Origin of the sequence: Amycolatopsis xylanica (assembly GCF_900107045.1) — a bacterium.
GTDB classification, from domain to species: Bacteria; Actinomycetota; Actinomycetes; order Mycobacteriales; family Pseudonocardiaceae; genus Amycolatopsis; species Amycolatopsis xylanica.
Map to the genome: position 1 here is coordinate 32,424 of NZ_FNON01000014.1, position 26,849 is coordinate 59,272.

At 68.8% G+C, this 26,849-nt stretch carries 27 protein-coding genes and 1 other RNA gene; 7 read left to right on the forward strand and 21 right to left on the reverse strand.

From position 1 onward, the window contains the following. Nucleotides 1-30: 30 nt before the first annotated feature. The gene (locus tag BLV57_RS39925) at nt 31-987 is read left to right on the forward strand and encodes an ATP-binding protein (protein ID WP_091299477.1); all 957 of its coding nucleotides are present in this window, start codon (nt 31-33) and stop codon (nt 985-987) included. On the opposite strand, the gene BLV57_RS39930 is transcribed toward BLV57_RS39925, so the two are convergent. From BLV57_RS39930 to BLV57_RS39945, 4 genes are all read right to left on the reverse strand, one after another. Next, complete coding sequence (locus BLV57_RS39930) at nt 977-1,156, reverse strand: hypothetical protein (RefSeq protein ID WP_091299215.1); 180 nt, start codon at nt 1,154-1,156, stop codon at nt 977-979. The genes BLV57_RS39925 and BLV57_RS39930 overlap by 11 nt on opposite strands. An 89-nt stretch (nt 1,157-1,245) precedes the next feature. Continuing rightward, a complete protein-coding gene (locus tag BLV57_RS39935; RefSeq protein ID WP_143047285.1) occupies nt 1,246-1,884 on the reverse strand; it encodes a hypothetical protein in 639 nt (212 codons plus the stop codon). A gap of 137 nt (nt 1,885-2,021) precedes the next feature. After that, on the reverse strand, nt 2,022-2,645 hold the full coding sequence (locus BLV57_RS39940) for a helix-turn-helix transcriptional regulator (RefSeq protein WP_218134989.1): 624 nt from the start codon (nt 2,643-2,645) through the stop codon (nt 2,022-2,024). A gap of 402 nt (nt 2,646-3,047) precedes the next feature. Beyond that, nucleotides 3,048-3,248, reverse strand: coding sequence for a hypothetical protein (locus BLV57_RS39945; RefSeq protein WP_091299222.1), 201 nt, complete (start codon nt 3,246-3,248; stop codon nt 3,048-3,050). Nucleotides 3,249-3,345: 97 nt separating this feature from the next. Between BLV57_RS39945 and BLV57_RS43100 the strand changes: the two genes are divergently transcribed. Continuing rightward, entirely contained in the window at nt 3,346-3,582 is a 237-nt protein-coding gene (locus tag BLV57_RS43100) for a class I SAM-dependent methyltransferase (RefSeq protein ID WP_143047286.1), read from the forward strand. Here BLV57_RS43100 and BLV57_RS39950 read toward each other — a convergent pair. From BLV57_RS39950 to BLV57_RS40015, 14 genes are all read right to left on the reverse strand, one after another. Further along, a complete protein-coding gene (locus BLV57_RS39950) occupies nt 3,579-4,388 on the reverse strand; it encodes an MBL fold metallo-hydrolase (RefSeq protein WP_091299225.1) in 810 nt (269 codons plus the stop codon). The genes BLV57_RS43100 and BLV57_RS39950 overlap by 4 nt on opposite strands. Nucleotides 4,389-4,390: 2 nt before the next feature. Beyond that, the gene (locus BLV57_RS39955; protein WP_091299227.1) at nt 4,391-5,776 is read right to left on the reverse strand and encodes a hypothetical protein; all 1,386 of its coding nucleotides are present in this window, start codon (nt 5,774-5,776) and stop codon (nt 4,391-4,393) included. Nucleotides 5,777-5,786: 10 nt separating this feature from the next. Then, a complete protein-coding gene (locus tag BLV57_RS39960) occupies nt 5,787-6,788 on the reverse strand; it encodes a C40 family peptidase (protein ID WP_091299230.1) in 1,002 nt (333 codons plus the stop codon). Between the two features lie 5 nt (nt 6,789-6,793). Further along, the gene (locus BLV57_RS39965) at nt 6,794-7,414 is read right to left on the reverse strand and encodes a hypothetical protein (RefSeq protein WP_091299233.1); all 621 of its coding nucleotides are present in this window, start codon (nt 7,412-7,414) and stop codon (nt 6,794-6,796) included. Between the two features lie 3 nt (nt 7,415-7,417). Next, entirely contained in the window at nt 7,418-9,487 is a 2,070-nt protein-coding gene (locus tag BLV57_RS39970; protein ID WP_091299234.1) for a magnesium transporter, read from the reverse strand. Beyond that, on the reverse strand, nt 9,484-12,408 hold the full coding sequence (locus BLV57_RS39975) for an ATP-binding protein (protein WP_091299237.1): 2,925 nt from the start codon (nt 12,406-12,408) through the stop codon (nt 9,484-9,486). Before BLV57_RS39975 ends, BLV57_RS39970 begins: the two co-directional genes overlap by 4 nt. A 3-nt stretch (nt 12,409-12,411) precedes the next feature. Continuing rightward, on the reverse strand, nt 12,412-12,930 hold the full coding sequence (locus BLV57_RS39980; RefSeq protein ID WP_091299238.1) for a hypothetical protein: 519 nt from the start codon (nt 12,928-12,930) through the stop codon (nt 12,412-12,414). Between the two features lie 10 nt (nt 12,931-12,940). Further along, nucleotides 12,941-13,207 carry a hypothetical protein gene (locus BLV57_RS39985; RefSeq protein WP_091299241.1) on the reverse strand — a complete coding sequence of 89 codons (267 nt, stop codon included), beginning with the start codon at nt 13,205-13,207 and terminating at the stop codon, nt 12,941-12,943. Nucleotides 13,208-13,783: 576 nt separating this feature from the next. Then, on the reverse strand, nt 13,784-14,647 hold the full coding sequence (locus BLV57_RS39990; RefSeq protein WP_091299242.1) for an SCO6745 family protein: 864 nt from the start codon (nt 14,645-14,647) through the stop codon (nt 13,784-13,786). Nucleotides 14,648-14,703: 56 nt separating this feature from the next. Further along, nucleotides 14,704-15,087: RNase P RNA component class A (gene rnpB / locus BLV57_RS39995), an RNA gene on the reverse strand. 69 nt (nt 15,088-15,156) lie between these two features. Next, on the reverse strand, nt 15,157-15,726 hold the full coding sequence (locus BLV57_RS40000; protein WP_245757716.1) for a COG4315 family predicted lipoprotein: 570 nt from the start codon (nt 15,724-15,726) through the stop codon (nt 15,157-15,159). After that, nucleotides 15,647-16,936: an NAD(P)/FAD-dependent oxidoreductase gene (locus BLV57_RS40005; protein WP_245757717.1), complete on the reverse strand. Its 1,290-nt coding sequence runs from the start codon at nt 16,934-16,936 to the stop codon at nt 15,647-15,649. The genes BLV57_RS40000 and BLV57_RS40005 overlap by 80 nt, the downstream gene beginning before the upstream one ends. Beyond that, nucleotides 16,933-17,754 (reverse strand): ferredoxin, encoded by an 822-nt coding sequence (locus BLV57_RS40010; RefSeq protein ID WP_091299483.1) that lies wholly within the window; start codon nt 17,752-17,754, stop codon nt 16,933-16,935. The genes BLV57_RS40005 and BLV57_RS40010 overlap by 4 nt, the downstream gene beginning before the upstream one ends. A gap of 5 nt (nt 17,755-17,759) precedes the next feature. Next, complete coding sequence (locus tag BLV57_RS40015) at nt 17,760-18,440, reverse strand: DUF4142 domain-containing protein (RefSeq protein ID WP_091299245.1); 681 nt, start codon at nt 18,438-18,440, stop codon at nt 17,760-17,762. A gap of 216 nt (nt 18,441-18,656) precedes the next feature. Here BLV57_RS40015 and BLV57_RS40020 point away from each other — a divergent pair, with 216 nt between their 5' ends. Genes BLV57_RS40020 through BLV57_RS40040 form a run of 5 tightly spaced genes read left to right on the forward strand, consistent with a single transcriptional unit; the run spans nt 18,657 to nt 24,115 of the window. Continuing rightward, nucleotides 18,657-19,223 (forward strand): sigma-70 family RNA polymerase sigma factor, encoded by a 567-nt coding sequence (locus BLV57_RS40020; protein WP_091299247.1) that lies wholly within the window; start codon nt 18,657-18,659, stop codon nt 19,221-19,223. Further along, complete coding sequence (locus BLV57_RS40025; protein WP_091299251.1) at nt 19,220-19,612, forward strand: zf-HC2 domain-containing protein; 393 nt, start codon at nt 19,220-19,222, stop codon at nt 19,610-19,612. The genes BLV57_RS40020 and BLV57_RS40025 overlap by 4 nt, the downstream gene beginning before the upstream one ends. Nucleotides 19,613-19,643: 31 nt before the next feature. Further along, complete coding sequence (locus BLV57_RS40030; protein ID WP_091299255.1) at nt 19,644-22,421, forward strand: BREX system ATP-binding domain-containing protein; 2,778 nt, start codon at nt 19,644-19,646, stop codon at nt 22,419-22,421. Nucleotides 22,422-22,445: 24 nt separating this feature from the next. Next, nucleotides 22,446-23,675 (forward strand): SLC13 family permease, encoded by a 1,230-nt coding sequence (locus tag BLV57_RS40035; RefSeq protein ID WP_218134990.1) that lies wholly within the window; start codon nt 22,446-22,448, stop codon nt 23,673-23,675. A gap of 14 nt (nt 23,676-23,689) precedes the next feature. Continuing rightward, nucleotides 23,690-24,115: a universal stress protein gene (locus BLV57_RS40040; RefSeq protein WP_091299258.1), complete on the forward strand. Its 426-nt coding sequence runs from the start codon at nt 23,690-23,692 to the stop codon at nt 24,113-24,115. A 37-nt stretch (nt 24,116-24,152) separates the two neighbouring features. Here the strand turns inward: BLV57_RS40040 and BLV57_RS40045 are convergent, their stop codons facing one another. Genes BLV57_RS40045 through BLV57_RS40055 form a run of 3 tightly spaced genes read right to left on the reverse strand, consistent with a single transcriptional unit; the run spans nt 24,153 to nt 26,826 of the window. Then, on the reverse strand, nt 24,153-25,271 hold the full coding sequence (locus tag BLV57_RS40045; RefSeq protein WP_091299487.1) for a bifunctional RNase H/acid phosphatase: 1,119 nt from the start codon (nt 25,269-25,271) through the stop codon (nt 24,153-24,155). Between the two features lie 2 nt (nt 25,272-25,273). Then, nucleotides 25,274-26,011 carry a zinc ribbon domain-containing protein gene (locus tag BLV57_RS40050; RefSeq protein ID WP_091299261.1) on the reverse strand — a complete coding sequence of 246 codons (738 nt, stop codon included), beginning with the start codon at nt 26,009-26,011 and terminating at the stop codon, nt 25,274-25,276. An 8-nt stretch (nt 26,012-26,019) separates the two neighbouring features. Continuing rightward, nucleotides 26,020-26,826: a Nif3-like dinuclear metal center hexameric protein gene (locus BLV57_RS40055; RefSeq protein WP_091299264.1), complete on the reverse strand. Its 807-nt coding sequence runs from the start codon at nt 26,824-26,826 to the stop codon at nt 26,020-26,022. Nucleotides 26,827-26,849: the final 23 nt, after the last annotated feature.

The following is a 26,849-nucleotide window of genomic DNA, read 5'->3' on the forward strand; positions in this document are numbered from 1 at the left end:
ACCGGAATCATCTTCGGAAAGGTGCTCGCTGTGAAGATCGCGTTCGTCGGCAAGGGCGGCAGCGGCAAGACCACGCTGGCGTCGCTGTTCACCGGCTATCTCGCCGACGCGGCCCGCCCCGTGCTCGCGATCGACGCGGACATCAACCAGCATCTGGCGGTCGCGCTCGGCGCGAGCCAGGACGAGGCCCACGCGCTGCCGACGCTCGGTGAGCACATGGGCCTGATCAAGGAGTACCTGCGCGGCGACAACCCGCGCATCACCGACACGGCGTCGATGATCAAGACCACCCCGCCGGGCCGCGGTTCACGGCTGGTCCGGCCGTTCGACGACAACCCGATCTCCGCCGCCTGCTTCCGCTCGGTCGGCGGCATCCGGCTCGCGGTGACGGGCCAGTTCGAGGAGTCCGACCTCGGCGTGGCCTGCTACCACTCGAAGGTCGGCGCGGCGGAGCTGCTGCTCAACCACATGATCGACGGCGACGGCGAGTACGTGGTGATGGACATGACCGCGGGCGCCGACGCTTTCGCTTCCGGGCTGTTCACGCGGTTCGACGTGACGTTCCTGGTGTGCGAGCCGACGCTGCGCAGCGTCGGCGTCTACCGGCAATACGCGGACTACGCGCGTGACTTCGGGGTGCGGCTCGTGGTCGTCGGCAACAAGGTCACCGACGCCGAGGACGTGGAATTCCTGAGCACCGAGGTCGGGCCGGACCTGCTCGGCTGGATGCAGGCTTCCGGACACGTCCGCGCCGCCGAGCGGGGCCGCGCCCGGCCGATCGGCGAACTCGAGGTGCACAACCTGGCGACGCTGGCGTCGATGCTGTCCACTGTGGATTCCGTGGACCGGGACTGGGCCCGGTACCAGCGTCAGGGCGTCGAATTCCACCTGCGCAACGCCGCCGCGTGGGGCAGCGACCGCGCGGGCTCGGACCTGGCGGCCCAGGTCGACCCCGACTTCGTGTTTGGTCCAGCGCTCACTTCTTAGCCGCACGGCGCAGTCGCGTGATCATCACCACGAACAGCGGAATGAGGCCGAGCCCAGCCAAAGCCGATGTGACGTGCTCGATCTCGGAGAAATGCACGACGAAGAACACCGCCGCACTCAGTTCAAGCACGACGCCTAGTACGAAGAGCGCCTTCTCCCACCCCGCCACGGTTTCCCACCTTCTTCTCGACTGCCCGGCCCGCTGGACTGCGACCCGGAGGTCCGTGCCGGAGGTCCGGCACGGACCTCCGGCCTAGATCACTGACCGCTGCACCACGGGACACCCGTGTAGGTCAGGTACAGCGAGACGCCGTTGGAGTTCGAGCAGAACTGGATGGCGCTGGCACCGATCCAAAGAATCCCCGAAACCACGCCGGCGGGCACCGCGCCGGGCGAAGAGATGACGCCCGCACCGGCGAGCACGGCCGCGACGGCGGCAGCCCCCGCGCCCGCGTTGATCACGCTGACGAGCTTGTTCGTCCAATAGGAGTCCAAGTCCACCTCGATGCCCCACCAGTGGAACGACAGGCCGTTGGAACCGTCCATCGTCCGCGTTGACAGCGCGTCCGGATTCGACGAGCGGACCGCGAGGGACGCGTCCGACACGAGCTCGCCGGCCATGATCATCGCGTTCACTCGCTGGACCGACGCGGCGATCTTGGTGTACATCGACGACCCGACCGCCCGCACCACTCTGTCCGGCGCGACGAGCTGGAAGGTGCCATCTGCCTGCCGATGCACGTACGGCGTGAGCGCTTCGACCGCTTTGGTCAACTCGGCCGACTGGCCGGTCCGCACCGACGACTGCGCCACGATCGCGGACCCCTGCGGTGCCGCCTCGGCCGTGATCGGCACGGCGAGCCCGATCATTGCCGCGAATACCGCGGTGGTAGCCACACACTTGACTGCTTTCATGGAGAAACCCCTTTATGTCGATCATCTCTTCGCGCGTTTACACGGCGAGATGCTTCTCCCGACGAAAGGAAATCCGACGATATTCGCAGGCTCCCTTACGATGACCCCATGAACGCTAGCTACTTCGCAATCAGCCGTCCCCACCCGTTGGGATAGTTTCGAGTAATCCGGCACGAGATGGCGACCAGGTGTGCGCGGTCGCGTGCTGCGAATTTCGTAAGCAGGTTCCGTATGTGGTATTTCGCGGTATTACCGGTGATGAACAGTCGCTCGGCGATCTCGGCGTTCGACAAACCCGCCGAAACCAGGTTCAGCACATCGACCTCCCGCGCGGTGAGGTTACCCGGCACACAGAACGTGTTGCCGGCCAGCGACGCCAGCAAATCCCCGCCGAGCGCCGGTGCCAGCCAGCACCCACCGTCGAGCACCGTGCGCATGGCTGCGACCATGTCGCGACGCCGATCGACCGCGCGCACGACTCCACGTATGCCCACTTCGGCCAATCCAGGCAATGAATCGGCCTGAAATCGGTCGTCCGTGACCGCGACCGCCGCGCAGGAGAGCGGTGGTGGCGAATCCGTCAAACCGACGTCGAGGAAGATCACATCGGGCCAACCGGTCCGGTCGGCCGCGACCAGATCGGCGACGGTGACGACGACCCGCGGGGCCGCGCAGTCCGGCTCGCTGCCGACCATCCGGGCCAACGCGCCCAGCCGCCGTTCATCCCGGACGGCGATCAGCACACGGATTAGTGAAACCCCGAAATCCACTGACATCCCCTGTTCGCCACCCTCGGACAAGAAGTGAGTAGATCTTTCGCCGTCATGAAGCCCCCGGAAACGGCAGATACCACCTCAACAGCAGAAGGATAGGAAACAGCTAGGTTTCGTCGCCAACTCGCGCTCTCCCGGTATCCGCCCGCCAGGATAGCAAGATTCGCGACCTCTGCACGCACTTCATCCCTGTCGGCAAATATTTCAAGCCAGCCTGAAACCGCACCAATTGACGTCATTTCAGGACGTAAGAGTCTTTTTCGGGACACAGTGTCGATCGTTCAACGCGGAATATCCGGGCATTGCGCGATACGGCACCTGGTGGCCGAACCAGTCCGGCCACCAGGCCCCGCCATCGTCAACTGTGGTTCGCTAGTCGTCCCAGGCGGAGTCGTCGGCATCGGCCTTGCGGGTGCGCTCGCGGGCGATCTGCAGCGCGCGGCGGGCGGTGGCCTCGTCCGGATATGGGCCGAGCAGGTCGATGCCGCGGCCGCGGTCGTGGTGTTCGACCTGGTTGGTGCGGGTGTTGAAGTACCAGCCCTGGTCCGGGTTCGGATCGTTGTCGCTAGGCATGACAAGAGCGTGACACCGATTGGACTCGCTGTCACGCTGAACGGCCCTGAGGGATTCGGGACGGACGGTCTGATCGACCCCGACTACCTTGCAACTCATGAGCGCCGAGCTGACAGAGAACGTCAGCAATGCGGCCGTCGCGGTGATTTCGCGGCGACCGGGTCTTGGCGAAGGGATGAACGTGCTCGATGTCGCGTGCGGGCATGGCCGATCAGCAACGACGGCATGGTCCGCCCGCGGACTTCAAGCCGGTTTCCACACGGCAGGCGGACCGGGGGGGGGCGAACCGCTGACCGCGGAGCATGGCCGCATGATCGTGGTCGCAGAGCTCTAGAAGACCTGGACGATGAAGTCGTCGAAGCGATGGATGCCCTTCGCACCGTCGACCTTCGCGAGCGCGCGTTGCAGCTGATACACGTGGTCGACGGTGAGTTCCAGCGGCGGCTCGTCCGGTTGGTAGGTCGTCCCGCGCGGGTAGTCCTTGCCCGGTTCAGCGGTCATTTCGATATGACAGCCCAGCACGTGCGTCACCTGCCGTGTCGCGCAGAACTCGGCCAGCCGGTCGACGGTCGCGACGAACGCGGGCCAGTCGCGGACGTACAACCGGCCCGGATAGAGCGAATCGCCGGTGAAGAGCAGCCCGGTATCGCGGTCGAAGAACACCGTGGCCGCGGATTCGTGGCCAGGCCCCGGGATCACGTCGACGATCCGTCCGCCCAGGTCAAGCTCCGCCAGTCCGGACGGCCAATCCGGGAAACCGTAATACGCGACGACCTCGTCCAGCCCTGGCCCGACGACGACCGTGTTGTCACGGCCGTCGAACTGACCGTCACCGGCGACATGATCGCCGTGCCCGTGCGTGTGCGCCACGACCAGGCCATAGCCCGGTTCCGGATGGACGGCCGCGATCAGCTCGTCGACGACCCGGCGCAGCGGGAAGTACTCCGGCTCCGGCGTCGCGCCCGTGTCGAGCAGCAACGCGCGGTCTTCGCCGAGCAGCAGGAACAGGAACGGGGCTTCGTAGTGCACCGATTTGTTCTGCCGCAGGATGAAGGTTCGTTCGTCGTGCGTGTGCACCTGGATTTCCGGTGCCGTGTCGTGCTTGGGCGACGGCCAGCCGGCGTGCCAGGTGACGTCCATGGCTATTTACGGTAGCGGTACGGGATCTCCGTCGGGTCGCCCGTCGGACCGAACTCGCCGCCCTCGACGGGCGCGTCCGGCTCGGCCATCTCGTCGAACCAGCCACGATCCGGCCGGATGCCCGACGGCGGCGTCGGCGGCGAATCGTGCTCGGGCGGCACCGGCCGCGGAGGCGGCGGCACCACCGGCGGGGTGTGGCCGGGCGCGGCTTGACCGGGCGCGGCTTGACCGGGCGGCGACACCTTCGTCGGCGGCGCGACCTGCTGCTGCGGCGACGTGACCTGCGGCTGAGGCTGAATGGGCGGCTGCTGCTGAACCGGCGGCGCGGGCTGCGGCGGTGCCGGTGGAGGCGGCGAGGGTGGCGTCGGCTGCGGCAACGGCGACGCGGGCTGCGAACGCGTCGCGGAAGAAGACGGCTGTGGCAACGGCGGCAAAGCCGGCGCGGCCTGTGTCACCGGCGGCTGCGCAACGGATGGCTGAGCAACTGACTGCGCCGCAGCCGTCGGCGTACCCCGCGGCGGCGTGGGCGGCGCCGGAGTGACCGCATGCGTCGCCACCGGGGCCGAAGTCGTCGTCGGTGTGCCCCGTGGCGGTGTGGACGGCGCCGGAGTGGCCGCCTGTGTCGCCGGAGCCGCGTGCGCGCCGGACGCCTGCGCGGGCGGAGCCATCGGGGTGGATTGCCCCGTCTGCGCGGACTGCGCCGGGGAAACGGGCGGAGGCGGAGGCACCGGCTTCGCGACCGCTTGCGGCGGCAACGGCGGAACCGGCGTCTGCGCGGGTTGAGGAGTGACCGTCCGCCACACCGGCGCCGGGCCGATGTTCATCGGCGCGGGCGCGCGCGGCGGCTCACCCGTCGACGGCGGACGCACCGGCTGCTGCTGTTGGGGCTGCTGGACCGGCGGCGCTTGCCGCGCCTGCGAGGGCTTCGGGATCGGGTCGAGGCACGACACGAGCACCGTCGTCGACTGCGGATCCTCGACCTTGCGGCCGCTGCGCTCGCGGTAGACCATCTCGCCTTCGGTGTCGATCTCGACGATGTACCCGGCCTCGGCGAGCTGCTCCTCGTCCAGGTCGACGAGGTTTTCGTACCGCGACGGCACCACCTTGTAGATCGGCCAGTTCAGCCGCGCGTGCTCCTGGTGGAACTGCGCGAGCAGCGCCGCCATCTGCTGCTGCCACGGCAGCGACATGCCCTCGGCGATCGACCGCGGGATCACCACGTAGCCGGCGTCGACGCCGGGGTAGCCACGGCTCAGCTGGTCGGCGAGCGGTGTGCTGGACGCTGGCCGGCCCGCGTGCCGGGGCAGGCCGGAGGACCCGAACAGGTCCCTCGGGTCGTCCTCGGGCTTGCCCGGAGACGACTTGCGCTTCCCGAATCGCTTGGCCACGTTTCCGATGCTAGACGCCGGGCCGGACTGCCTGCCCGACGAGTTCCTTCTCGTCGAAGGAAAACGCCCGGGTGTGTACCGGCACGCCGGTCTGCTGCGCTTCGACGATCTTGTTCTCGCCGAGGTACATCATCACGTGGTGGATGGTCGCCGGGTTCGACGGGTCGTTGGCCAAGAACAGCAGGTCACCGGGCTGCGCCTCACGCACGGGGATCATCGCCCCGGCGTGGTACTGGTCCTTCGACACCCGCGGCAGGATGATCCCGGCCGACTCGTACGCCCGCAGCATCAGGCCCGAGCAGTCGTAGGAATTGGGCCCCGTCGCACCCCACACGTAGGGCTTGCCCTGCTCACCGAGAGCGAACTGGATGGCCTGCCCGGCGGCTTGGCTGGCGGGCACCAGCGCGCCCATGCCCTGGCCGCAGCCACTCACGTTGACGACCGCACCGAGGCCCTCCACCAGCGCGGCGGCCATCGGCTCCCACTTGTGGTACCGGTCGGGGAACCCCGACCGCTCGACGGCCTGTGCGGCGTCGCCCGGCCGCTTGTTCTGCCAGTCCGGGACGGCGAGCAGCACGTCGTAGAACTTGTTGACCTCGTATTCGACATTCGTGACCTGCGCGACGGTGCCCCAGCCCATCGACGGGCGCATCTGGAAGATGCCCAGTGAGTCGCGGTCGCCGTAGGTGAGGTTGTGCAGCCCGGACTCGGTCATGCCCGCCTGGATCGCCACCTGCCACGCGCGGGGCGCGAGTTCGCGCTGCTTGCCGATACTGATGATCGCGGTGACGATGCTCCGCTGCTCGTCGTCGAGCTTGGCCGCGTCGACCGAACCCTGGTCGCCCGTTCCGGGCTGGGTCGGGCCGAGCGAAGCGTCACAGCTGACGTTCATGACTCGCTGCGCCTGCGCCGCCTGCTGCTGGTCGGTGACGACTTTCACGACCGTGCCGACGGTCAGGACCGCCGCCAGGCCGATGCCCGCCAGTACCGTCGCCACCACTCCGACGCGCATGGCGATCAGCTCGCCTTGTCGTATTCCGAAACCCGCCACCCCGCGTTGGTCACGACCAGGGTGATGCTGAGTTTCGGACCATCGGTGGGGACCGTGACCAGCACTGAGCTGGTGAACGAGTTGACGACCTGCGGCTCACCGGTGACCTGGTTCCCCGCGACGCTCTCGACCGGCACGGTCGTCAGCTTCGCGGCGAAGAACTCCTCGGTCGTGAACGCCCGCATCCCTTCGAGCCACTGCTCCTGGGTGGTGCCCGCCGGATGCCGCACCCACGCGGTGGCCCACTCCTTCGCGACGCGGATCGCGTCCGCGTTCGGCGCGGACGGGGTCGGCGTGGTCTGCGAACCCGAAAGCCGCGTCTGCGGCGGCGGGGTGGTCGTCGTGGCGGGGGGCGGGGCGCCGGGTCCGCTGCCGGGGTGGGACGACGTCGTCCGGGTCGTGGACGGCTGGATCGCGGTCAGCGTCGGGTTGGGCTTGTCGATGACCTTCGGCAGCACGATGCCGAGGGTCGTCAGCAGCGCGGCGACCACGATGAGCGTGCCGACCAGATGCTTCGGCGAGCGCAGCGGGAAGCCCCAGAGTCTCCGGTAGACCGCGGCCCGGCCGCGGTTGGTGCGAATGGGCATCGGCTACCTGCCCATCAGGTGATCGGTGTCGCGAACGTCCTCGCGCACCTCGATACCGCGAGACGGCCGGTACAGCACGAACACCGGTTTGCCCGCGACGACCTCGGGGTCGACGCGCCTCGGCTGCGGGATCGGCGACGTCCGCACCGGCGAGTTGTACTCGGGCGAGGTGAAGTCGGCCTGCCCGCCACCGGCGGACAGCCTCGAGGGCACCACCACCGGCTCGGGTTCGTCGCTCCACCGGCGGTCGAACACCGGCGACGTGTCGACGCGGCGGCTCGCCCGTACCGGCTTACGCCCGTTCGGCGGGTAAATGAAGTCGCCCGGTTCGTTCCCGCCGGGCCCGTAATTGCTGAACACCCCGGCGCCACCGCCGCCAGCGGGCAGCGCCGGACGCTCCCCGCTGCCGTCGATCGCACCGGGCCACGACGCGCCGGACCAAGCCGCGGCAGGCCGCGCACCCGGCGAGTCGAGCCGCTGCGAGCTGGCGAAGATCGTCGCTTCCGGCCGGAAACGTCCGCCGCCGGAAATCGCGCCGATCGGGCCACGCGCGTCGCCGTCGACGACGTCATCGGTGTCGCGGATGTTCTGCCAGAACTCGTCCTGCGGGGTCGGCCCCTGGTTCTTGCGGAACCTGGAGAAGATCCCGCCGCGCGGTGAAGGAACCGCCGCGCCGACCATGCTGACCGACATCTCGACCATCTGCCACAGCCGGCGCACGGGCCTGCCGACCATGAACAGAAGAACGGTGACCATGCCGGCCATCACCATCTGCGTCAGCATCGACAGCGAATTCCCCGCATCGAAGATGGCCTGCAGCAGAAGCGCGTGCACACCGGCGAGCACGGACAGCACCACGAGGTTGAACGCGACCGCGCCCGCGACCTTCAGAACCCGGCGAAGGATGTCCGGGTGCAGCAACGCGATCAAGCCGACAAGCGGCGCGGTCAGCGTGAAGAGCCGGATGAGCACCTGTGCCAGAAGGACCGAGGCCTTCGCAAGCAGCTGGAACAGCGAGTAGACCAAGCTCTGCCCGAGCGCGAGGAAACCAGACCCGGTGCGACTGCCGTCCTCACCGGTGAAGTACCCGGTCGCCGGACCGAGCTTGGTGGAAATGTCCTTGTACGAAGCCTTCTTCGCGTCGATGACCTGCTGGTTGGCGTCCGATCCGTCCCGCAGCTGCGCCCACGTGAAGGCCTGCGCGTCGAGGAGCGGACCGCTGAACTGCTCGGCCTGCGGTGAAGTCGGTGAGCCGAACTCGCCACGCTGCCAGTTCTTGTAGACGACCTCGTTGTGCAGGTTCGTCGGCAGCACCTCCCGCAGCACCCTGTTCGAAGACTCGTCCACGAATCCGGCCTGGATGTTGGTCGTGGTTTGGACGATCGCCTTGTCGATCGGGTCGTAGTAGCGCAACAACGCCAGCGACGACGCCGCCAGCCACACCCCGGCCAACGCGTAGAGCGCCTTTTTGCTGACCGCCGCCAGGTCGCCACGCCAGATGTTGCGGAACATCATGATCGACAGAATCAGCGCGACGAGTCCGAACAACTGCGCGTAGATGTTGTTGTAGACCTTCTCGGCCCCGGCCTTGACGGCGTTGTAGATCGGGTTCAGCAACCCGCCTTCGAGCACGGTGTAGTGCAGCGAGTTGGTCGCACCGACGATGTTCTTGCCGATGTTGAACAGCTGGCCGCCTGCCCAGGTGTCGATCGCCGAGTTCGGCGAGTTCAACCCCGCCAGCGGACCACAATTCGTCTGGAAGGTGTCCCACACCATGCCGGCGTAGCCGTACGCGAGGTAAGGGCTGCCGGCCTCGCCGTGCCCATCGGCCGGGTCGAGCGCGCCGACCATGCCGGAGCCTGGGCGTTCCGGGTTCGGCGCCTCGCCGCACTGCGCCGCCATCGCGGGCGGCGCGGTCATGGTCAGCTGCAGCCCGAGGATGCCGGCGACCATGAGCACGGTCGCCAGCTTGGTCGGCCGGGTCCGCCCGGTCGGCCCGTGCTTCAGCCGCTTGCGCAGCTTGTGCCAGCCGGCCGCGCACGCGAGCACGGCCGCCAGGGTCAGCAGCGTCATGCCGCGTCCCTGCCGGTTCCACCCTTGCCGGCGCGAGCGTGCTGTCCGCCGCCGTTCTCTGCCGCTGGCTTGTCGACGGTGTTGTTCATACCGCCCAGCAACTGCTCCTCGGTCAACCCGACCTCCAACTCGGCGGCCAGCTCGAGATCGGGCTCGAGCTCGTCGTCTTCGGGGGGAACAGGAACGTACGGCTTGGTCTCGTCCGTGGGAACGAGCGCCGTGCCCGGCTGCGGCCTGGACTCCGCGGACGACGACCCCGGGGTCGTGTCCATGGCGCCGCGCAGGTGTTCCAGATGGGGACCGGAGAAGTCGACGCGGATCCGCTCGACACCGCCCGCGCCGTCGCCGAAGACGAACTGACGGGGTTCGGTGTCGCGCTCGAGTCCGCGCTGACCGCCTGGACGTCGGCCGAGTGCGGCGATGACCTGCTCGTAGCCGACCCCGACGGGGACCTTGAGCAGGCGCAGCGCGTCGGCCTGGGCGTCGTCGTCGTCGAGACGGCCCACGAAGACCGAGTCGAGCAGCGCGACGAAACCTTGGATCTTGAGGAAGTCGGCCGGGATCTGCGAGGACAGCAGCACGCGGACGTTCCACTTGCGCGAGTCACGCGCGAAGCGGTTCATCAGCACGCGACCGGTCGGGACCTCGGAGAGGAAGAACGCCTCGTCGATCCAGACGCCCTTGCGCAGTTCCTTCGGCTTCTCGTAGACCGAACGCTGGGTCAGCCAGGCCGCGAGGTTCAGCATCTCGACGCCGAGCGATTCCGCGTCGGTCCAGTATTCGCGCGGCACGCCGTCCTTGGGCAGCGTCAGGCCCGCCATGGTGAGCACCGTCATCCGGTCGTCCCGCGTCTCCGCGTACGGGTCCGCGTCGGTCTCCGGGATGAGCAGCGCCATGCGCTCGCGCATTTCGTCCAAGAAGTCCGCGACGACGACCGCGTGCTCGTGGTGCTCGCTGGAGTCACGGCGCAGCGCGTCGATGACCTGCCCGGGGTCGGCGTCGAAGCGCCCGCCGACCGCACGGACCGCACGCAGGAGCACGATCCGAGTCTGGGCCATCCGCGAGACCTCGTACGGGAGCACACCGGTCAGTACGTCAAGTACGAGACGCCTGCGCGTGGCACCCGCGAGCGCCTTCTCACGGCGCCACGACCGCTCCGGGTCGTCCTCGTCCATGAAGTGCTCGAGCAGCGGTTCGGCGACCACGCGATATGGGTTGAGGATGCCGGGCTGGGCGTTGAGCAAATTAATAGGACGCGCGTACGGGCGGATCTCCGGCAAATCGCACAGCCGCGACAGCGGGCCGGACGGGTCGAGGATCGTCCAGTGCGCGCCGGCGCGCAGCGTCTTGTAGACGATGCCGCCGCCGAGGAACGACTTACCGCCACCGAGCCCAGCGACCATCGCCGTCAGGCCGGAGCCGTCGCGGATCTCCTGCGCCATCCACGGGTCCCACGCCACCGGGCGCCGGGTCGCGGTGCAGGTCTCCCCGAGCAGGATGCCGCGGCGGTCGCCGACCTCCGCGGTCGCGGTGGGCACCGCGGACGACGCCCACACGACACTTCCGCGCCGCATGTACGCGGCCGACGCGAGCGGCTCGCCCGGGATGAACTCGCGGGCCATCGCGTATTGCGCTTCGGGGTGCTCGATCGCGATCTTCGGCTTGTACAGGTCCAGCAGCTGCTGGGCCAGCTTGAGCGCGTCGCGCTCGGTCGGGCCGGACACCGCGAGCCGCCACCAGGACCGCACGCGGGTGGCGAGCGCGGTGAAGCCCGACGTCATCTCGTCGTCGATCTCCAGCACCCGCCCGGCCTGGCGCGCCAGCGATTGCGGCGGCTCGAGCTCGTGCTCGTCGGTGTAGTGCTTGACCTGCGAGCGCACCTTGTTCATCTGGCGCTGCAGCTCACCGGCGACCTCTTCGGGCCGCCGGACGTAGATCCGCGCCGAAACCTCGACCGAGGCCGGGAGCCGGTCGGCGTGCTGGATCCACGGATCGTCGACCTCGGGGATCTGCAATCCGTGCATCTGCCCGACCGTGAGCACCGCGAGATGCCGCGAAACACCGGCGTTGGACCCCGTGCGGCCGCGAACGGTCACCGTGGGCGCGTACGGGTCGGCGTGGAAGTCGGCCGCGTCGGTGAAGCTGGCGAGGTCCTCCGGCTCCCAGGCCGCGCCGGGCACGGCGGGCATGTTGCGGGGCGCGGGCAGGCCCAGCGAGCACGAACGGTGCATCAGCCAGGACATCTCGTCGGCGTGCGCGGGCCTGCCCTCGAGACCGGCCGAGCCGATCACCTGGTCGAGGTGCTCGACCTCGGAGTCCAGCGCGGTCAGCTCCGCGTCGACCGCCTCCGGCAGGATCTTGCGCAGCACCGGCGCGGCGCGCTCGACCGCTCGGTCCACCATCCGGCGCGTTTGGACCTGAACGCCGAGGTAGACCTCTTTTTCGGCCATCGAGCGGCCCATGAGCTGCTGCTGCTCACCGATGAGGTAGTCGTCGAAGCTCAGCGCGCCCGGGATGTCCTGCGGCCGGTTGACGGCGTTGTGGACGTGCGCTTCGGCCCACATGCGGATCGGATAGGGCCGGTTCGTCACCCGCAGGTGCAGCCAGCGGCCCTGCAGCTCGGCGTACTGGCCCGCGATCGCGGCGATCAGGTCGCGGCGCTGCGAGTCCGAGCGGAACGACCAGCGCTGCGGCGCGAGCCGGTACCACGCGTACACCTCATAACCGGTGCGTAACAGGTGCCCGTCGATGCTTCGCGCGGCGATCGACGGGGTATAGGTAGGTATCGCCTGTTCGCCGGGCAGGCGCCTGCCCTTGCGACCGGCCTGCTTGGCCTGCGCGGAACGGACCTGCTGCGGGGTCTGCCACCCGTTGTGCAGGTCTTGTTCACGTTTACCTCGGCTTCCGCCGCGACCGAACAACGACTACCTCCCGGCCGGAGCGTTGCTGCGGCTCCGGCGCGCTCGTGGTGTGCCCTGCGCTCCGTGGTGCGTGGGTCCCCCGAGGAGACCATCCCCGGCGGAACCCTTCCCTTTATAACTGTGCTGGCGTGCGCGCCGCTTGCGGCGCTTGTGCTTGGGCAGCGGGCGCTCGGCCCGGACCCGGACGCGGCTGGCGCTGACCGCGCCGCCGGTCCCCGTGGTGCGTTCACGCGGGGCGCCGAGCTCGCGGGCCCACATGGCGGCCACGGCGCCGAGCGGGCGCTCGTGGCTGATCTTGGCGGTGATGAACCTGGTGATCACGATTGTGATGACGAAGCCCCAGGCTGTCGAGAAGAACCCGAAGCTGATGCCCGCCCATCGCTGCACGGTGAGCACGACCAGGAAGATGGGTATGCCGATGAGCCACGCCACGTAGCGGGCGCGCCAGGGGAAGGTCGCTTTGGGAGGGCCCAGCCAGACGGCGTCGACCCGATAGACCTCGTCATCTGTCCGGATGCGCACTGCCGGCGCCTCAGCCGGTGAAGAGGCCAGCGATCCACTGGCCCACGTTGACCCCGGCACCACTGACGGCGAGCCCGATGATCGCGAGCGCGATCACCACACCGGCGAGGCGGCGCATGACACCCGCGTTGTCGCCCTTGCCGCCGCCCAGCCAGAGCAGGAGGAGCGCGACGGCGAGTAGCACCAGGGGAATGATGTTGTCGATCAGCCAGCTGCGGACGTTGCCGGTCCCCAGCTCGCCGGCGGCCAGCGTCTCGAAGGTGGTCAAGGTGGTCATCGCTTACTCCCGGTGCGCGGAGCTTGGTCGCTTGGTCGCGATCTGCCGGTGGGCCCCGCTTGGTTCTTCATGGTGCTTCGGACACATCATGGCGTCACGAGGCGTAGTGGTCAAAGCGCTCTCTGTAGATATGTCGATCTGGGCCCGGCTCTCGGCTCGACCGGGATGTCCGCACTCCATCATCACGGCAAGGGCCCTCAGGATTAACCCCCATCGCCCGGATTTCGCAGTGCGTGGAGGAACTCACCCACAAGGGAGCGTTTTGGTCACTGTGGGTAGAGGGTTTTCTGGCGAGATGAAGCCGCGAACAGTGTGACATGCCCTGTTCGGCCGCAATCGGCGAGTCCGCTGTGTAAGCGCGCCCAGGACCAGTCGCCTCGCAGGTGATCAACGGTCCGTGACAATGACGGCTCATTCGAGACGCTCGGTGACCCGAACGGCGGGTTTTCGGGGCGTTCGGATGTACCGGCGGCTGGGACTGCCCCCTGACCGTGTGAGCGACCTATCAACACGGACGGCGGGTTGCGCGCGGCGGTTTTGAAGCGTTCAGCGTTTCAAAAACGGGCCTCGCGGCGGTTAGCCGCGTCCGGCACCCGCGGCGAACACGCCCGACGGGAACGCGCCCGCCGAGACCGCGGTCCGGCTGAGTTCGCGGCCGAGGTCGTGGAGCCGTTCCGTCTTGTCGGCGCCCAGGTGCGTCCACGGGCCGATCGCGGCCTGGTTCGTGACGCGTTCGATATCGGCGCGGAGTTCGTGTCCCTTGCCGGTGAGCTCACCCTCGGTGTCCATGAGCCCGCGTTCGCCGAGCGCGGCCACCTCGGCGTCCCACTGTTCGTCGGACCAGCCCCGGGTCAGCCGGGCGGCCGCCGCCTGGAAGCCCTTGCCCGTCGCCGTGTGCGTCACGAGCGCGCCGAGCCCGCTGAGGCCGTGCTCGATCAGCGCGGCGATGTGCCCGTCGCCGCGGAATTCACGCAGCAGGGTGATCGCGTGCCACAGCGCGAGGTGCGGTTCGGCGGGATACGGCAGATCGGCGTGCGCCGCGTACAGCGGACGGCCTTCCGGGGTGCAGCCGCCGGCGGCTTCGCGGGCGAGCTCGGCGGCTTCGGCCACCTCGGCGGAAGCCACGACCTCGTCGCCGAGCAGGCGGCGCAGCACGGTGTCGGCGGCTTCCAGCCGGGCGGCGAGCACCTCGGCCGGCGTCGCCAGCGTCCACGCGCGCGGGATGTGGCGCGCGACGAGTTCGGGATTGAAGTTGTAGAAGGTGGCCGCGACGCCGCCCGCGCCGATGGCGCCGAAAGCGGCCGATCGGCCGGCGAAATAGCACATCCGGCCCGGTCGCAGGCCCGTGGCGGTCAGTTTGTCCTCGGTCTCGGGCGCGAAGTAGATCATCGCGTGCAAGGGATCGAGTACTCGGTGCAGCCGGAAAGCGACGTCGCCCATACGGCTGACCCTACCCCGGGGTAGCCACGCCGGGGGTGACCGTTCGGGCAGGAAAGCGGACGAGTTGGCATGTAAGCCGGATCCTGTCCTCACGGCGAACCGTGATGAGCGGTCATCCATCTCGGCCTGCCGTCGCCGGCAGGCTCTAGCGGCCTACCCGCAGACTCGGACGGGCCGTCCTCGAACGCCTGCGCAGGAGCTCGCGCTCCCTCTTGGCCTTGCTCCGGGTGGGGTTTACCTAGCCGCCCCGGTCACCCGGGGCGCTGGTGGTCTCTTACACCACCGTTTCACCCTTACCCCCGTCCGGAGACGGGGGCGGTCTGTTTTCTGTGGCACTGTCCCGCGGGTCACCCCGGGTTGCCGTTAGCAACCACCCTGCCCTGCGGAGTCCGGACTTTCCTCGAGACGGTTTCCCGTCACGCGACCGCACTGCCAACTCGTCCGCCGGGAAATGTTACCGGTTGGACAGGTCGCGTTCGTGCCGCCGTCCCGCGCGGCCTCGTCCCGTGTCACCCGGTCGGAGACGCGGGAAGCCCGTTCAGGTTCTCGCTCCCGTCCGGGCCGACCGCGAACCAGGTGAGGCTGACGCCTTGCCCGGTCCATTTCCCCGGCGACGCGGTCGCGTTGCGATACAGCGGCCAGCCGCCGAGTGTCACCTGCCAGGTGCCATCCGCCCGCGGGATGGTGCCCACCAATCGCGGATCGATGCCGACCGCCACCGGCGTGCCCGCCGTCAGCACGGGCGGCCAGGTCCTGGTGCACGCGTCGACACAGGCCGACATCGACGGTCTCGCGCTGTCCCGGTCGTAGCGGTAGAGCACGGCGCCGTCGCCGTCCACGACGGCGTTGCCCAGTGTCGGCAGCCGCACGGCGGCGATCCGCGCGGGTGCGGACGGCGCCGGCTTCGCGGCCGGTGGCGGCACCTGCGGGGTCGCGGAGAGCTGCTCGGTCACCGGCGCCTGGACCGCCCGGCCGCCGACCACGATCGGCGCGACCGGGTCATCCCCCCGCCACCACATCAGTGCGCCTGCGATGAGCACCGCCGCCAGCAGGGCGATGACGGGTTTGGCCTGACGCACGGCTGTTCTCCCTTTCGACGCGGGAAACGGGATTCTGCTCGGCGATTTCGGCAGTCCAGCTGAGCATCGCGGCGGGGCTGTTGAGGCAGACGACGCCGACGAGGCGGCCGTCGCGCACGAACCCGGTCACGGATCGGTCGCCGGATTCCGGCGGGCTCAGTTCCACGGTGTCGGTGCCGAGCGCGGGCATGCCCGCGACCTGGATCCGCACCCCGTGCTGTTCGGAAGAGAACCGCGGGACCGGCGCGAACGGCCGCGCCGCGCGGGGCCCGGCCAGCAGGCTCTCGGCGGCGGCGCAGCCCATCTCGACCGCGTTGAGCCAATGCTCGACGCGCTGCGGCGCGCTCCCGAACCGCAGGTTGGGCCACTGTGCCACGTCGCCGGCGGCGACCACGCTGTCGGTGCCGACGACGTGGCAGGTGGGGCCGCAGGCCAGGCCGTCCGCGATGGGCAGCCCGGCACCACGCAGCCAGGACACCGACGGGACGGTCCCGACGGCGATGACGGCACAGGAGACGTCGAGCAGATTGCCGTCGACGAGCTGGATGCCGAGGCTCCGCCGCTCGGGCAGCCAGCGGCGGATCGACGTGCCGAGCGCGAGCCGGACCCCGTGGTCGGCGTGCAGGGAGGTGAGCCGTCTGCCGACCTCGGGGCCGAGCACGTCCCCGAGCAACGTCGGCGCCTGGCCGACGATGACCGCCTCCCGGCCGAGCTCGCGCACGGTCGACGCGATCTCGCAGCCGAGGAAACCGCCGCCGATCACCGCGACCGGGCCCTCGCTGGCGGCCAGCCCGTGGCGCAGCGCCATCGCGTCGGCCAGTGTCCGGACCACGAAAACGCACGGATGGTCATACGGCGCGCTGGGCAGGCGCCGGGATTCGACGCCCGTGGCGATGACGAGGCCGTCGTAGCGCACCTCTTCGGCGCCCGGCAGGTGCACGACGCGGCGCCGGGGCTGCAGATGCACGGCGGTGGTGTTGAACCGCCACACGGCGTCGACGTCACCAGGCGCGGCCAGGCGGACGTCGGGCGGGGTCGCGGTGCCCGCGATGAGCTGCCTGGACAGCGCCGGCCGGTGATAGGGCATGTCGGGCTCGGAGCCGATGATCATCAGCCTGCCGCCGAAGCCCAGCTCCCGCAGGCGTTCCGCGGCACGGAGCCCGGCCGGGCCCGCACCCACGATGACGATTTGCTCGGTGTGGTCGGTCACGGTGTGGCTCCCTCGAGTCGGATGGCACGCATCGGGCAGGCTCTGGCCGCGGCCCGCACTCGCGGGGTCTGCGCGGATTCGGGTTGCCGCAGGTACAGCAGCCGCCGGTCGTCCTGCAACTGGAAGACCTCCGGGGCTTCGGCCTGGCACATCCCGTAGCGGTGGCAACGGTGACCGTCGACGCTGACCAGGACGACGCCGCTGCCCGAGGGCACCGCCAGGGTGACCGGATCCGCTTGGAGCAGGCCGAGTCCGACCAATTTCGCCACCGGAAGGAAGCGCAGGACCGTCAGCAGGACCGCGGGGACCGAAACGGTGATCCCGCCGAGCCACACCACCGCCAGATGACCGTTGGCGATCGCCCCGAACCACGAATGGATCATCAGCAGGCCGACGGCCGCGTACCCGCTCTGATGCAGTCGCCGCCAGCCCCGGTCCGCGAGGCCCCGCCGGACACCGGCGGCGATCGCGATGGCGACGCAGAGTTCGAAACCGATGATCGCGCAGGCGTGCCGCGCGTATCCGCCGTCCGCGAAGGGGATGAGCAGTTTCAGCACGGTCAGCGTGTCGTCGTCGAGGAAGAGGAAGGCCAGCGCGTGCAGCATCCCGCTCGCGAGGGTGAAGGCCGCGAGCATCAGGTGCCCGCTGCGCAGTGCGTGGTGCCCGGTGACCCGGCGGATCCAGCCGGTCGCGGTCAACACTCCCCAGACCAGGGTGAGACACAGGGTCACGTAGGCGACCCGGCCCGAAAGCGTGGCTATGTCACAGACTCCGCTGTCGTGCGCGGACGGCACGGCGGCGAGCAGGTACGGCCGCATCGGCGTCACTTCCCGCTCGGGGCGCCGAGCAGGCGGATCAGGCGGAACGTGGCCGCGCCCGCGACGACCGACAGCACGGCGGCGAGCACGAAGTCGGCGCCGCCGAGCGCGTTGCCACCCCGCGCGGCGGTCAGCACCAGGGAACCGGGTTCGGCGACTCCGGTGCTCTCCAGCAGGTTCAGCTGGCGCAGCATGGTTTCGACCACGGTCTGCGCGAACGCGCGCACCGTGTCGTCGAGGGTCGCGGCGCGCACCTGCGACGCGAGTTCGAAGAGGGTGCCGTGCGCCGCGCGCAGCCGGTTGACGTAAACGCGGTCGAACCGCTGACCCGGGTCGCTCGTCCGGATCTCGTCCGTCCACGCCTGTTGTTCCCGGGTGACGGTGTCCGGCAGGGCCACCGCGAGCCTGCCTGCCAGCGACCGCGCGACCGGATCGAGACGGTCGTAGTCGCGGACGATCTCCGCGCCGACTTCGCGTACCCGGACAGTGTTCCCGTGCTGCTGCGCCAGGACGCTCGCCTGGCCTTCCCATATGCCCGCGCGATGAACGGCGACCAGCAGATCCCGGTCCGCCGACCGTAGTTCCATCGCGTCCGCCCGACTGAATTCCGCTAACGCGGCGCAAGCCAGCGTCAACGCAATGCCCATGCCCATGACCACGCCCTTTGCCACGGATCGGAACAGCATTGCCGATGTCCCTTCGCATAATGACTCGTAAAAGGAGGTACGCGGCCCCGCACTAGCCGGTTCAGGACTTAACGGCCGTAACAAATGTGATCTGCATCACATCAAATAGTACTCATGAGTTAAATTTTGTGGACAGCGGCAACATATAGCCCGCGCCGATCTTCTGCGCTACGCTCGCGGCACCCATTCTCTCACCTCGCGGGAGGTCGCGGCCTTATGGAAGCAGTGAGTGGCAGAGGGTGGCGGTTCAGTCGGGAGCACCCCCAGTACAACCCCGACGATCCCAAGGAAGAGCTCATGTCCTTGCTGTACAAGGACTTTCGTGACCGACTGTTCGCGCAGGTCCTCCGGTTGACGAATAATGACCGGCAGTGGACAGAGGACGTTGTGCAGGAAACTTTTATCCGCGCATGGCAGCATTCCGACGATCTGAACCGCGAACCCGGAATGTTACGCGGTTGGTTACTGACCGTTGCGCGCAGAATAGTGATCGACGGCTGGCGAAACCGTTCGGTTCGACCCCGCGAAGTAGAACTCGAATCACCGGACACTGCCGAGACATCGGACGAAACGGATCGCACATTGGCCGCGATGGTCGTCGCGGACGCGTTGCGCCACCTCGATCACAAACACCAGTCGGTCGTATTCGAGACCTATTTCGCCGGCCGCACGGTACGCGAGGCGGCGATTATCCTGGGGCTGCCGGAGGGGACCGTCAAGTCGCGGTTGTACAACGCGATGCGGACGCTGCGCCGGGCGCTGGGGGAGCTGGGTTCACGATGAGGATTCGGAGGCCGGGCCACCGTGGATTGGCCGCGTACAGCCTCGGCGTGCTGGACGCCGAGGCCGCGCGCGCGTTCGAAGCGCATTTGAGACGGTGTCCGGCCTGCCGTCGCGAACTCGGCGGGCTGCGCGCGGTCGTCAGCGCGCTCGGCCAAGCCGAAGGACTGGGCTATCTACCGCCGGGCAACGGCCCTGGCGCGCGCACCGCGCCCGCGCGCAAGCAGAACACCCTGCGCGTCCGGTGCCGCTGGCTCCCACTGCTCGTGGCCAACCTGCTGTTCTGCCTGGCGACGATGCGCATCTCTGCCCCTGCCCCAGTAGCGAACGGTGTGGCCGTCACGTCGCGCGACGGTGAAAGGGTTGTCCCGCTTTCAGTTACCATCGAGTAGTCTGCCGCAAGCCGACACGAAGGTCTCTACGGTGCGTACCGAAGCAAATTCCGAGAGCCCCTACGGCGGACCTTCGGTACCGAAGCGTCCAGCCGGCGCCCCGCGTTTCGGGCGCGACGACGAGTTCAACGCCCTGGCCGCCATGTACGACGGCGCCACCCACGGCCGAGCCGGCAGCGCGGTGCTGGTAGGCGAGTTCGGCATGGGCAAGACGGCGCTGCTCGAAGCGCTCTCGGAGTACGCGAGGCGCACGGCCTTCGCGGTGGTGATCGCGAAGGGTTCCGGGCTCGAGACCCATCTCAGCGGCGGCGTGACCAGGCAGTTGTCGGACGGGCTCACACGCGCCCTGGGCGGCGCGCCGCTCAAATCCCCGCTGGAGGAACGGCCGCGCACCGAACATGACCAAACGGCTGCGCTGGAAGGTTTTCTCCACCTGGTGCGCGAGGTGGCCGGGCGCGGCCCGCTGCTGCTGGCCGTCGACGACATCCATCTCGCCGACGCCTGGTCGATGCGCTGCCTCGCCTACATCCGCTACCGGGTGACCGAGTACCCGGTGCTGATCGTGCTGACTTCCATTCTGGGTCAGACATTGACCGGCGAGGTGTCACTTCTGGAACTCGCGGGCTGCTCCCCCACCATTATCAAGCTCGCCGGCCTCGGTGTCGAAGAAACCGCGCGCCTGATCGCCTCGAAATCCATGACCTTCACCGGAAAGGCCGTGGACTGCCGCGAAGCCACCGGCGGAAATCCTTTTCTTCTCAACAACCTCCTCGCCCGGCTGGCCCCCGGCGCCGATGTCCACACGGTCGGCTCCCCGGCGGTCGGCGAGGTCCTGCGGGCCAGGCTGCGGGTGTATCCCGCGGCCGCCCAGCTCGTGCGCGCGGTGGCGATCTTGGGCGAGGACGCCGGTTTCGACCGCATCGCCGCGCTCGCCGGCGTCGACGAACGCGTCGCGGTCGAAGGCGTGGACACCCTCGTCCGGCTGCGGCTGCTCACCAACACCGGAGTACCGGCGTTCACCTACTCGTTCGTAAGACATTCCGTCCTGCAAGACATCCCGCTGGCGACGCGCGCGGTGAGCCATGCGCGCGCCGCGAAGTTGCTCGCCGACGCCGATGTCCCCGGCAAGCGCGTCGCCGCGCATTTGCTGGAGGCGCACACGATCAGTACGCCCTGGGGAATCGATATCTTGCGGAACACGGCTTGGGCGGCCGTGTTCGAAGGTGAAGAAGAGCTGGCCGTCCGCTGCCTGAAGCGCGCGCTCACCGAGCGGATGTCCCCGGGCAAGCGGGTCGCCACCACATTGCAGCTTTCCCACGCCGAATACCGGATCGACCCTGGCACGGCGATGGCCCGCGTACGCGAAGCCGTCGGCTACATCGACACGCATCGCATCGCCACCCACACGGCGATGATGATGCTCCTGTGCCTGTGCAGCGGCACCGACAACCAGCTCGCCGTGTCCGCCGCCAGCTTGATCACGGCCAGGGTGAGTTCCGGCGGCCCGGAGGCCACCTGGCCGTTGCAATGCATGATCTATCTGGCCGAGACGGGGAACAGTCTCACCCCCGCTCCCTTGTTCAGCGAAGACTGGACACCCGGCCCCGACGCCGAGCCGGAACTGCGGCGCACCCACGCCGCGCTGCTGGCGCTCGAGGTGCTCCGCCGAGGCGAATCCGCGGCCGAGGCGGTACGGCATCTCAGCGACGCGTTGTCCGACGATCAGGGCCAGCTCTTCGAGCAGCCGTACTTCTTCACGCTGGTGACGGCCACGCTCGCCGACGAGCCCGCGCTCACCGATCGGCTTTGCCGCCTGCTCGACAGCACCGACGAGCCCTTCGACTATCACCTGCGCAAGGGCTCGATGGCGGCGCTCGCCAGGGGAATCGCGCTGCAGAGCGAAGGCAAGCTCCTGCGCGCGAGCGTCTACTACGAGTCACTGCTGCGCCTGTTCGACGAACGCCGAGCCACCAGCGCCTGCCCGATCGCGGTGCTCGCGGTCGCGCATCTCGCCGAGGTCTACACCGACCTCGGCAGGCCCGACGAGGCCGAAACGCTGCTAGACGGCATCGATTTCGACGGCACCGAGCAGCTCTTCCAGCACAATTACCTACTGTACGCGCGCGGCAAGCTGCGCGTGGCCACCGGTGACACCCAAGCCGGGCTGGAAGACCTGCTCGACTGCGGACGCCGCCTCGAACGGCACGGCCTGGCGTTCCCGTCCTTCGCCGCATGGCGCCCGCTCGCCGTCCGCGCGGCGCTGATACTCGACCGGACCGAGCTGGCGGTCATGCTCGCCGACGCCGACACCACCGCGGCGGACCGATGGGACACACCCCGCGCCCGAGGGAGCGCCATGGCGGCTTTGGCACTCACTCGCGAGGACGAGGAAGCGGAACGGCTCTTACACAAGGCCGCCGAGCTGCTCGAAACCTCACCCGCGCGACTTCAGCTCGCGACCACGCTGGCCGAGCTCGGCGCGGCACGGGCTCGACGCGGGCACACCGAACAGGCGGCCGCGGATCTGAGGCGCGCGGTGGAGCTCAGCACCCATTGCGGCGCCCGTCCGCTCACTCGCCGCGCGAGCGAAGAGCTGCACACCATCCAGATGACCACGAAGGACACGGCACACGGCCTGACCCGGCAAGAGGGCCGGATCGCCATGATGGCCGCGCGCGGCCTCACCAATCGCGAGATCGCCGAAACCCTGCATCTCACCCGCCGCACGGTCGAGCTGCACCTCTCCGGCGCCTACCGCAAACTCGGCATCACCGGCCGCGCCGAGCTGGCCGCCGCGCTGACCGCTTAGCCTTCGCCTGTGACTTGGGCGGCGGTGGGCAGCTTCGCGCTGTTGGTGATCGTGCTCGCCTTCGCCATGATCCGCCCGCGCGGCTTGCCGGAAGCGGTCGCCGCCGTACCCGCGGCCTGCATCGTGCTGGCATTGGGCCTGGTGTCGCCCGCAGCTGCCGGACAACGAGCCCTGGAAATCCTGCCGACGCTGGGCTTCCTCGCCGCGATCCTGTTGCTTTCGTACCTCGCGAGCGTCGACGGCGTGTTCACCTGGCTCGGCGAACGGCTGGCCACCGCCTGCCATGGAAAGCCGAAACGCCTCCTCGTGCTCACTTTCGCCGCGGCGTCCGGTGTAACGGCGATCCTCAGTCTCGACGCGACGGTGGTACTGCTGACGCCCGTGGTGTTCGCCACCGCGACGAGCCTCCGGCTACCAGCCAAACCGCACGTCTACGCCTGCACCCACCTCGCGAATTCCGCCTCGACGTTGCTGCCGGTATCGAACCTGACCAACCTGCTCGCGTTTTCAGCGTCGGGGCTGACCTTCGCCGGCTTCACCGCTCTCATGGCGCTGCCCTGGCTGGTGTCGATCGGCATAGAACTGCTGGTGTTCTTGCGATTCTTCGCCGCCGACCTGACCGGCAAATCGGACACGATCCCGCAGCCGGCCACCAGCACACCCAGGTTCGCGCTCGCCGTGTTGGCGCTGACCCTCGTGGGATTCGGCCTCGGGCCCCTCATCCAGGTAGAACCCGTCTGGATCGCCACGACGGCTGCCGCGGTACTCGCCGTCCGCGCGCTGGCAACCCGCACAGTACGGCCGCTCAACCTCGTCACCGAGGCCTCGCCGCTGCTGTGCCTCTTCGTACTCGGGCTCTCGATCGTCGTCGAAGCCGTCTCCGAGCACCTCCTCGGCGGCGTGCTCCGCGCGATTCTGCCGAACTCCCCTGGGCTTGCCGAACTCCTGCTGACCGCGGGCATAGCAGCCGTATTGGCGAACCTGGTCAACAACCTGCCGGCGACGCTGATCCTGCTGTCCGTCCTCGGCCGCCATCCCGATCCGGGTGTGCTGCTCGCGGTGCTCCTGGGTGTCAACATCGGACCGAACGCGACCTACCTCGGCTCGCTCGCGACGCTGCTCTGGCGCCGGGTGCTCGCGGGCGCCGGTGTGACACCCGCGTTGCGCGATTTCCTGCGGCTCGGAGCCTGGACCGTCCCCCTGTCCTTGGTGGGCGCCGTCCTCGCGCTGTGGTGCGGCCTCGCACTCACGTGACACGATGACCGGTCATGAAGGTCCTGGTCTGGCTGAGCGAAGGCACCTGGCCATCCTGCGTCGACGCGGTGCGCGCGTTGGAGACGCCCGCGCAGCTCACCCTGCTGCACGTCATCGACACGGATATCGAGGAGGCGATGCACGGCGCGTACACCGGACTCCTCTCCCGCCACGGCCATGACCCCGCACGCGATCTCGAGGTTTTGACCGGTGCCGCCGAACAAGCGCTGCTGGACGACGCCGCATCCCGCCTCGGCCGGCCATGTCGGACAGCCGTACGACGAGGCCATCCAGAACACGAGGTGGTCGCCGCCTGCGCCGACGTGGACCTGCTCGTCTGCGCCCGCGACCACGCAGGCCCCGGCCCGAAAAGCCTCGGCCGCCACACCAGGTTCGTCGTCGACCATGCCCCCTGCGCGGTCCTGCTGGTTTGGCCATGACCTGCGCGAGCCGTCCACCCGGCCGGCTCCAGCGGACCTAGGCCAAGTGCGAGATGTCGTTCACCAGACGGACGGAAGCGTTGCCATCCGGATAGAACTCCACGATCGATAGCGAAGCCAAGTCGAGGTGCAGCCGGAAAAGCAGCGACGGCCCGGCATCAAGCCCCATCCGCAGCAGTGTCTTGATCGGGGTCACGTGGCTGACCACGATCAACGTGCGCCCGCCGTAGCGGGCGATGAGCTCGTCACGAGCCTTCCGCACGCGGCGGTGCACGGTGTCGAAGCTTTCACCACCGGGAGCCGGTATCGAACTGTCGCTCAACCAGGCACGGTGCAGGTCCGGGTCACGCTCGGCCGCCTCGGCGAACGTGAGGCCCTCCCACTCCCCGAAATCGGTCTCCACGAGGCCCTGATGTGTCTCGACCCGCCCGCCCAGCGCATCGGCGACGGCCTCCGCGGTCTGCCGGGTACGGGTCAGCGGGGAAGAGACGATCGGAGCGACCTCATCCCCCGTCACGAGCCCCTTCATCCCCGCCAGCCGCTTGGCCGCCGCGGCCACCTGGGCCTGCCCGAGCTCGGTCAGTGGCACGTCACCACGACCGGAATACCTGCGGTCCACGGACATCGCCGTCTGGCCATGTCGCAGCAGGAAGAGCTTCGTCGGCGTCCCGGTGGCACCCGTCCATCCGGTCGGCGATTGCCGGTTGGGCTCCGATGAGCGAGCGGGCTCCGACGTCCGGACTACCGCGGGCTGCTCGACGACATCCCCGTCCATGGCCTGGTTGGCCAGGCGATCGGCGTAGGAGTTCTCAGCGCGCGGTATCCACTCGAAGCGAACCTTGGCGAACCCGGCCGCCAACTCGCGAGCCTCCTGCGCGAGCGGCTGGAGCGCCGGGTGCTTGATCTTCCAGCGCCCGGACATCTGCTCCACCACGAGCTTCGAGTCCATCCGGACATCCACAGTGGACGCCCCGAGCTCGGCCGCCGCCTTGAGCCCGGCGACCAGGCCGGAGTACTCGGCGACGTTGTTCGTCGTGATCCCCAGCGAGTCGAGCCGTTCGGCGAGCACCTCGCCGGTCGCCGCATCCTTGACGACGGCACCGTAGCCGGCGGGACCCGGGTTTCCCCGCGAACCACCGTCGGCTTCGATGATCACCTTCACAGACCGGACTCCAAGGTCCGAACGAGGATCGCGCCGCAGTTCTCACACTGGATCACGGTGTCGTCGGCCGCGGCTTTGATCTCGTTGATGGTGTTGCGGTCCATTTCAAGCTGGCAGGCACCGCACTTGCGGGCCCGCAGCAAGGCCGCACCGATGCCCTTGTGTTCCCGTACCCGCTCGTAGAGCTTGAGCAGGTCCTCAGGGAACCGCGGCACCAGCTTCGCGCGGTCTTCGTCACGGCGCGCCTGCGTGGTGTCGAGGTCGGCGAACGCCTCGTCACGGCGCCTGATGGCGTCCGCTGCTTCCTGCTCGGCCTTGTCGACCTCGGCGCCGGTGCGCTGCGCGTCGAGTTCGAGCGCCTCGCGGCGTTCCATCAGCTCGAGCACATCGTCCTCCAGCGCGGTTTGGCGGCGCTGGAGGGTCTGGAGCTCGTGCTCGATGTCGGCCATCTGCTTGGCGGCCACGGTGCCGGACTCCAGCAGCTTGCGGTCACGATCCTCTCGAGCGCGCACGGAGTCGACTTCGCGTTCCTGCCTGGCGACCTCCCGGTCGAGGTCGGACACGGCGGTCTGCACGGCAACGAGCGCGTCACGGCGTGCACGCGCGGTCTTCTCGGCCTGCTCGATCTCTGCCAGCTCAGGCAGGGTTCGACGGCGATGCGCGGTCCGCGAAAGCTCCGCGTCCACCTTGGCAAGCTCGAGCAGTTGACGCTGCACGGCGGATTCGGCCTTCACAGTGCTCCCTAGTTCTCTGCCCTGATGTTCCAGGGGTCGGTACGCCGCGTGGAGACGTGAACGTCGACGGTACCGGGGAAGGCAACGCGGATCACGCCCGAGGCTTGCTCGCACCACGGCCACTCGCTCGCCCAGTGCGTGACACTGACCAGGGCGGGGCCGCCATCGGCGAGATGTTCTCCGGCCGCATGATGCCGGAGATCGGCGGTCACATAAGCGTCGACCCCGGATGCGGTCGCTTGCTTGAGGTAGCTGTCACCCGCTCCGCCCGACACGGCGACGGTCTTGATGGGCCGTGCGGCGTCGCCCGCACCGAACACCCCTGGCTCGGTCTTCGGCAATGAACGACCCACGCGTGCGACGAACTCCGCGAACGGCTCGGCTTCGGCGAGCTCGCCGATGCGTCCGATCCCGGTGACTCCGTCCGCGTTGGCGTCGAGCGGCCTGAGCACGCGCAGCCCCAGCGCCTCGGCGAGCGCGTCGGACACCCCGGGCCGCGCGGAGTCGGCATTGGTGTGCGCGCAGTACAGGGCGATCCCCGCACGGATCATGCGGTGCACGAGCCTGCCTTTGGTGGTGTCCGCCGCCACGCCGTGCACCCCGCGCAGCATCAGCGGGTGGTGCGCGACGATCAGCCGCGCGCCGAGTTCGACCGCCTCGTCAACGGTCTCGTCGACCGGATCGACACACACCAGCACGCGGTCAACAGGATCGGCGGGATCACCGCAGACAAGTCCGATGGCGTCCCAGGACTCGGCCAGCTCAGGCGGGTACGCCTGCTCCAGAGCGGTGATGACTTCGGCGACTGCGGGCATGGGCCGATCTTCGCATGTAGCCT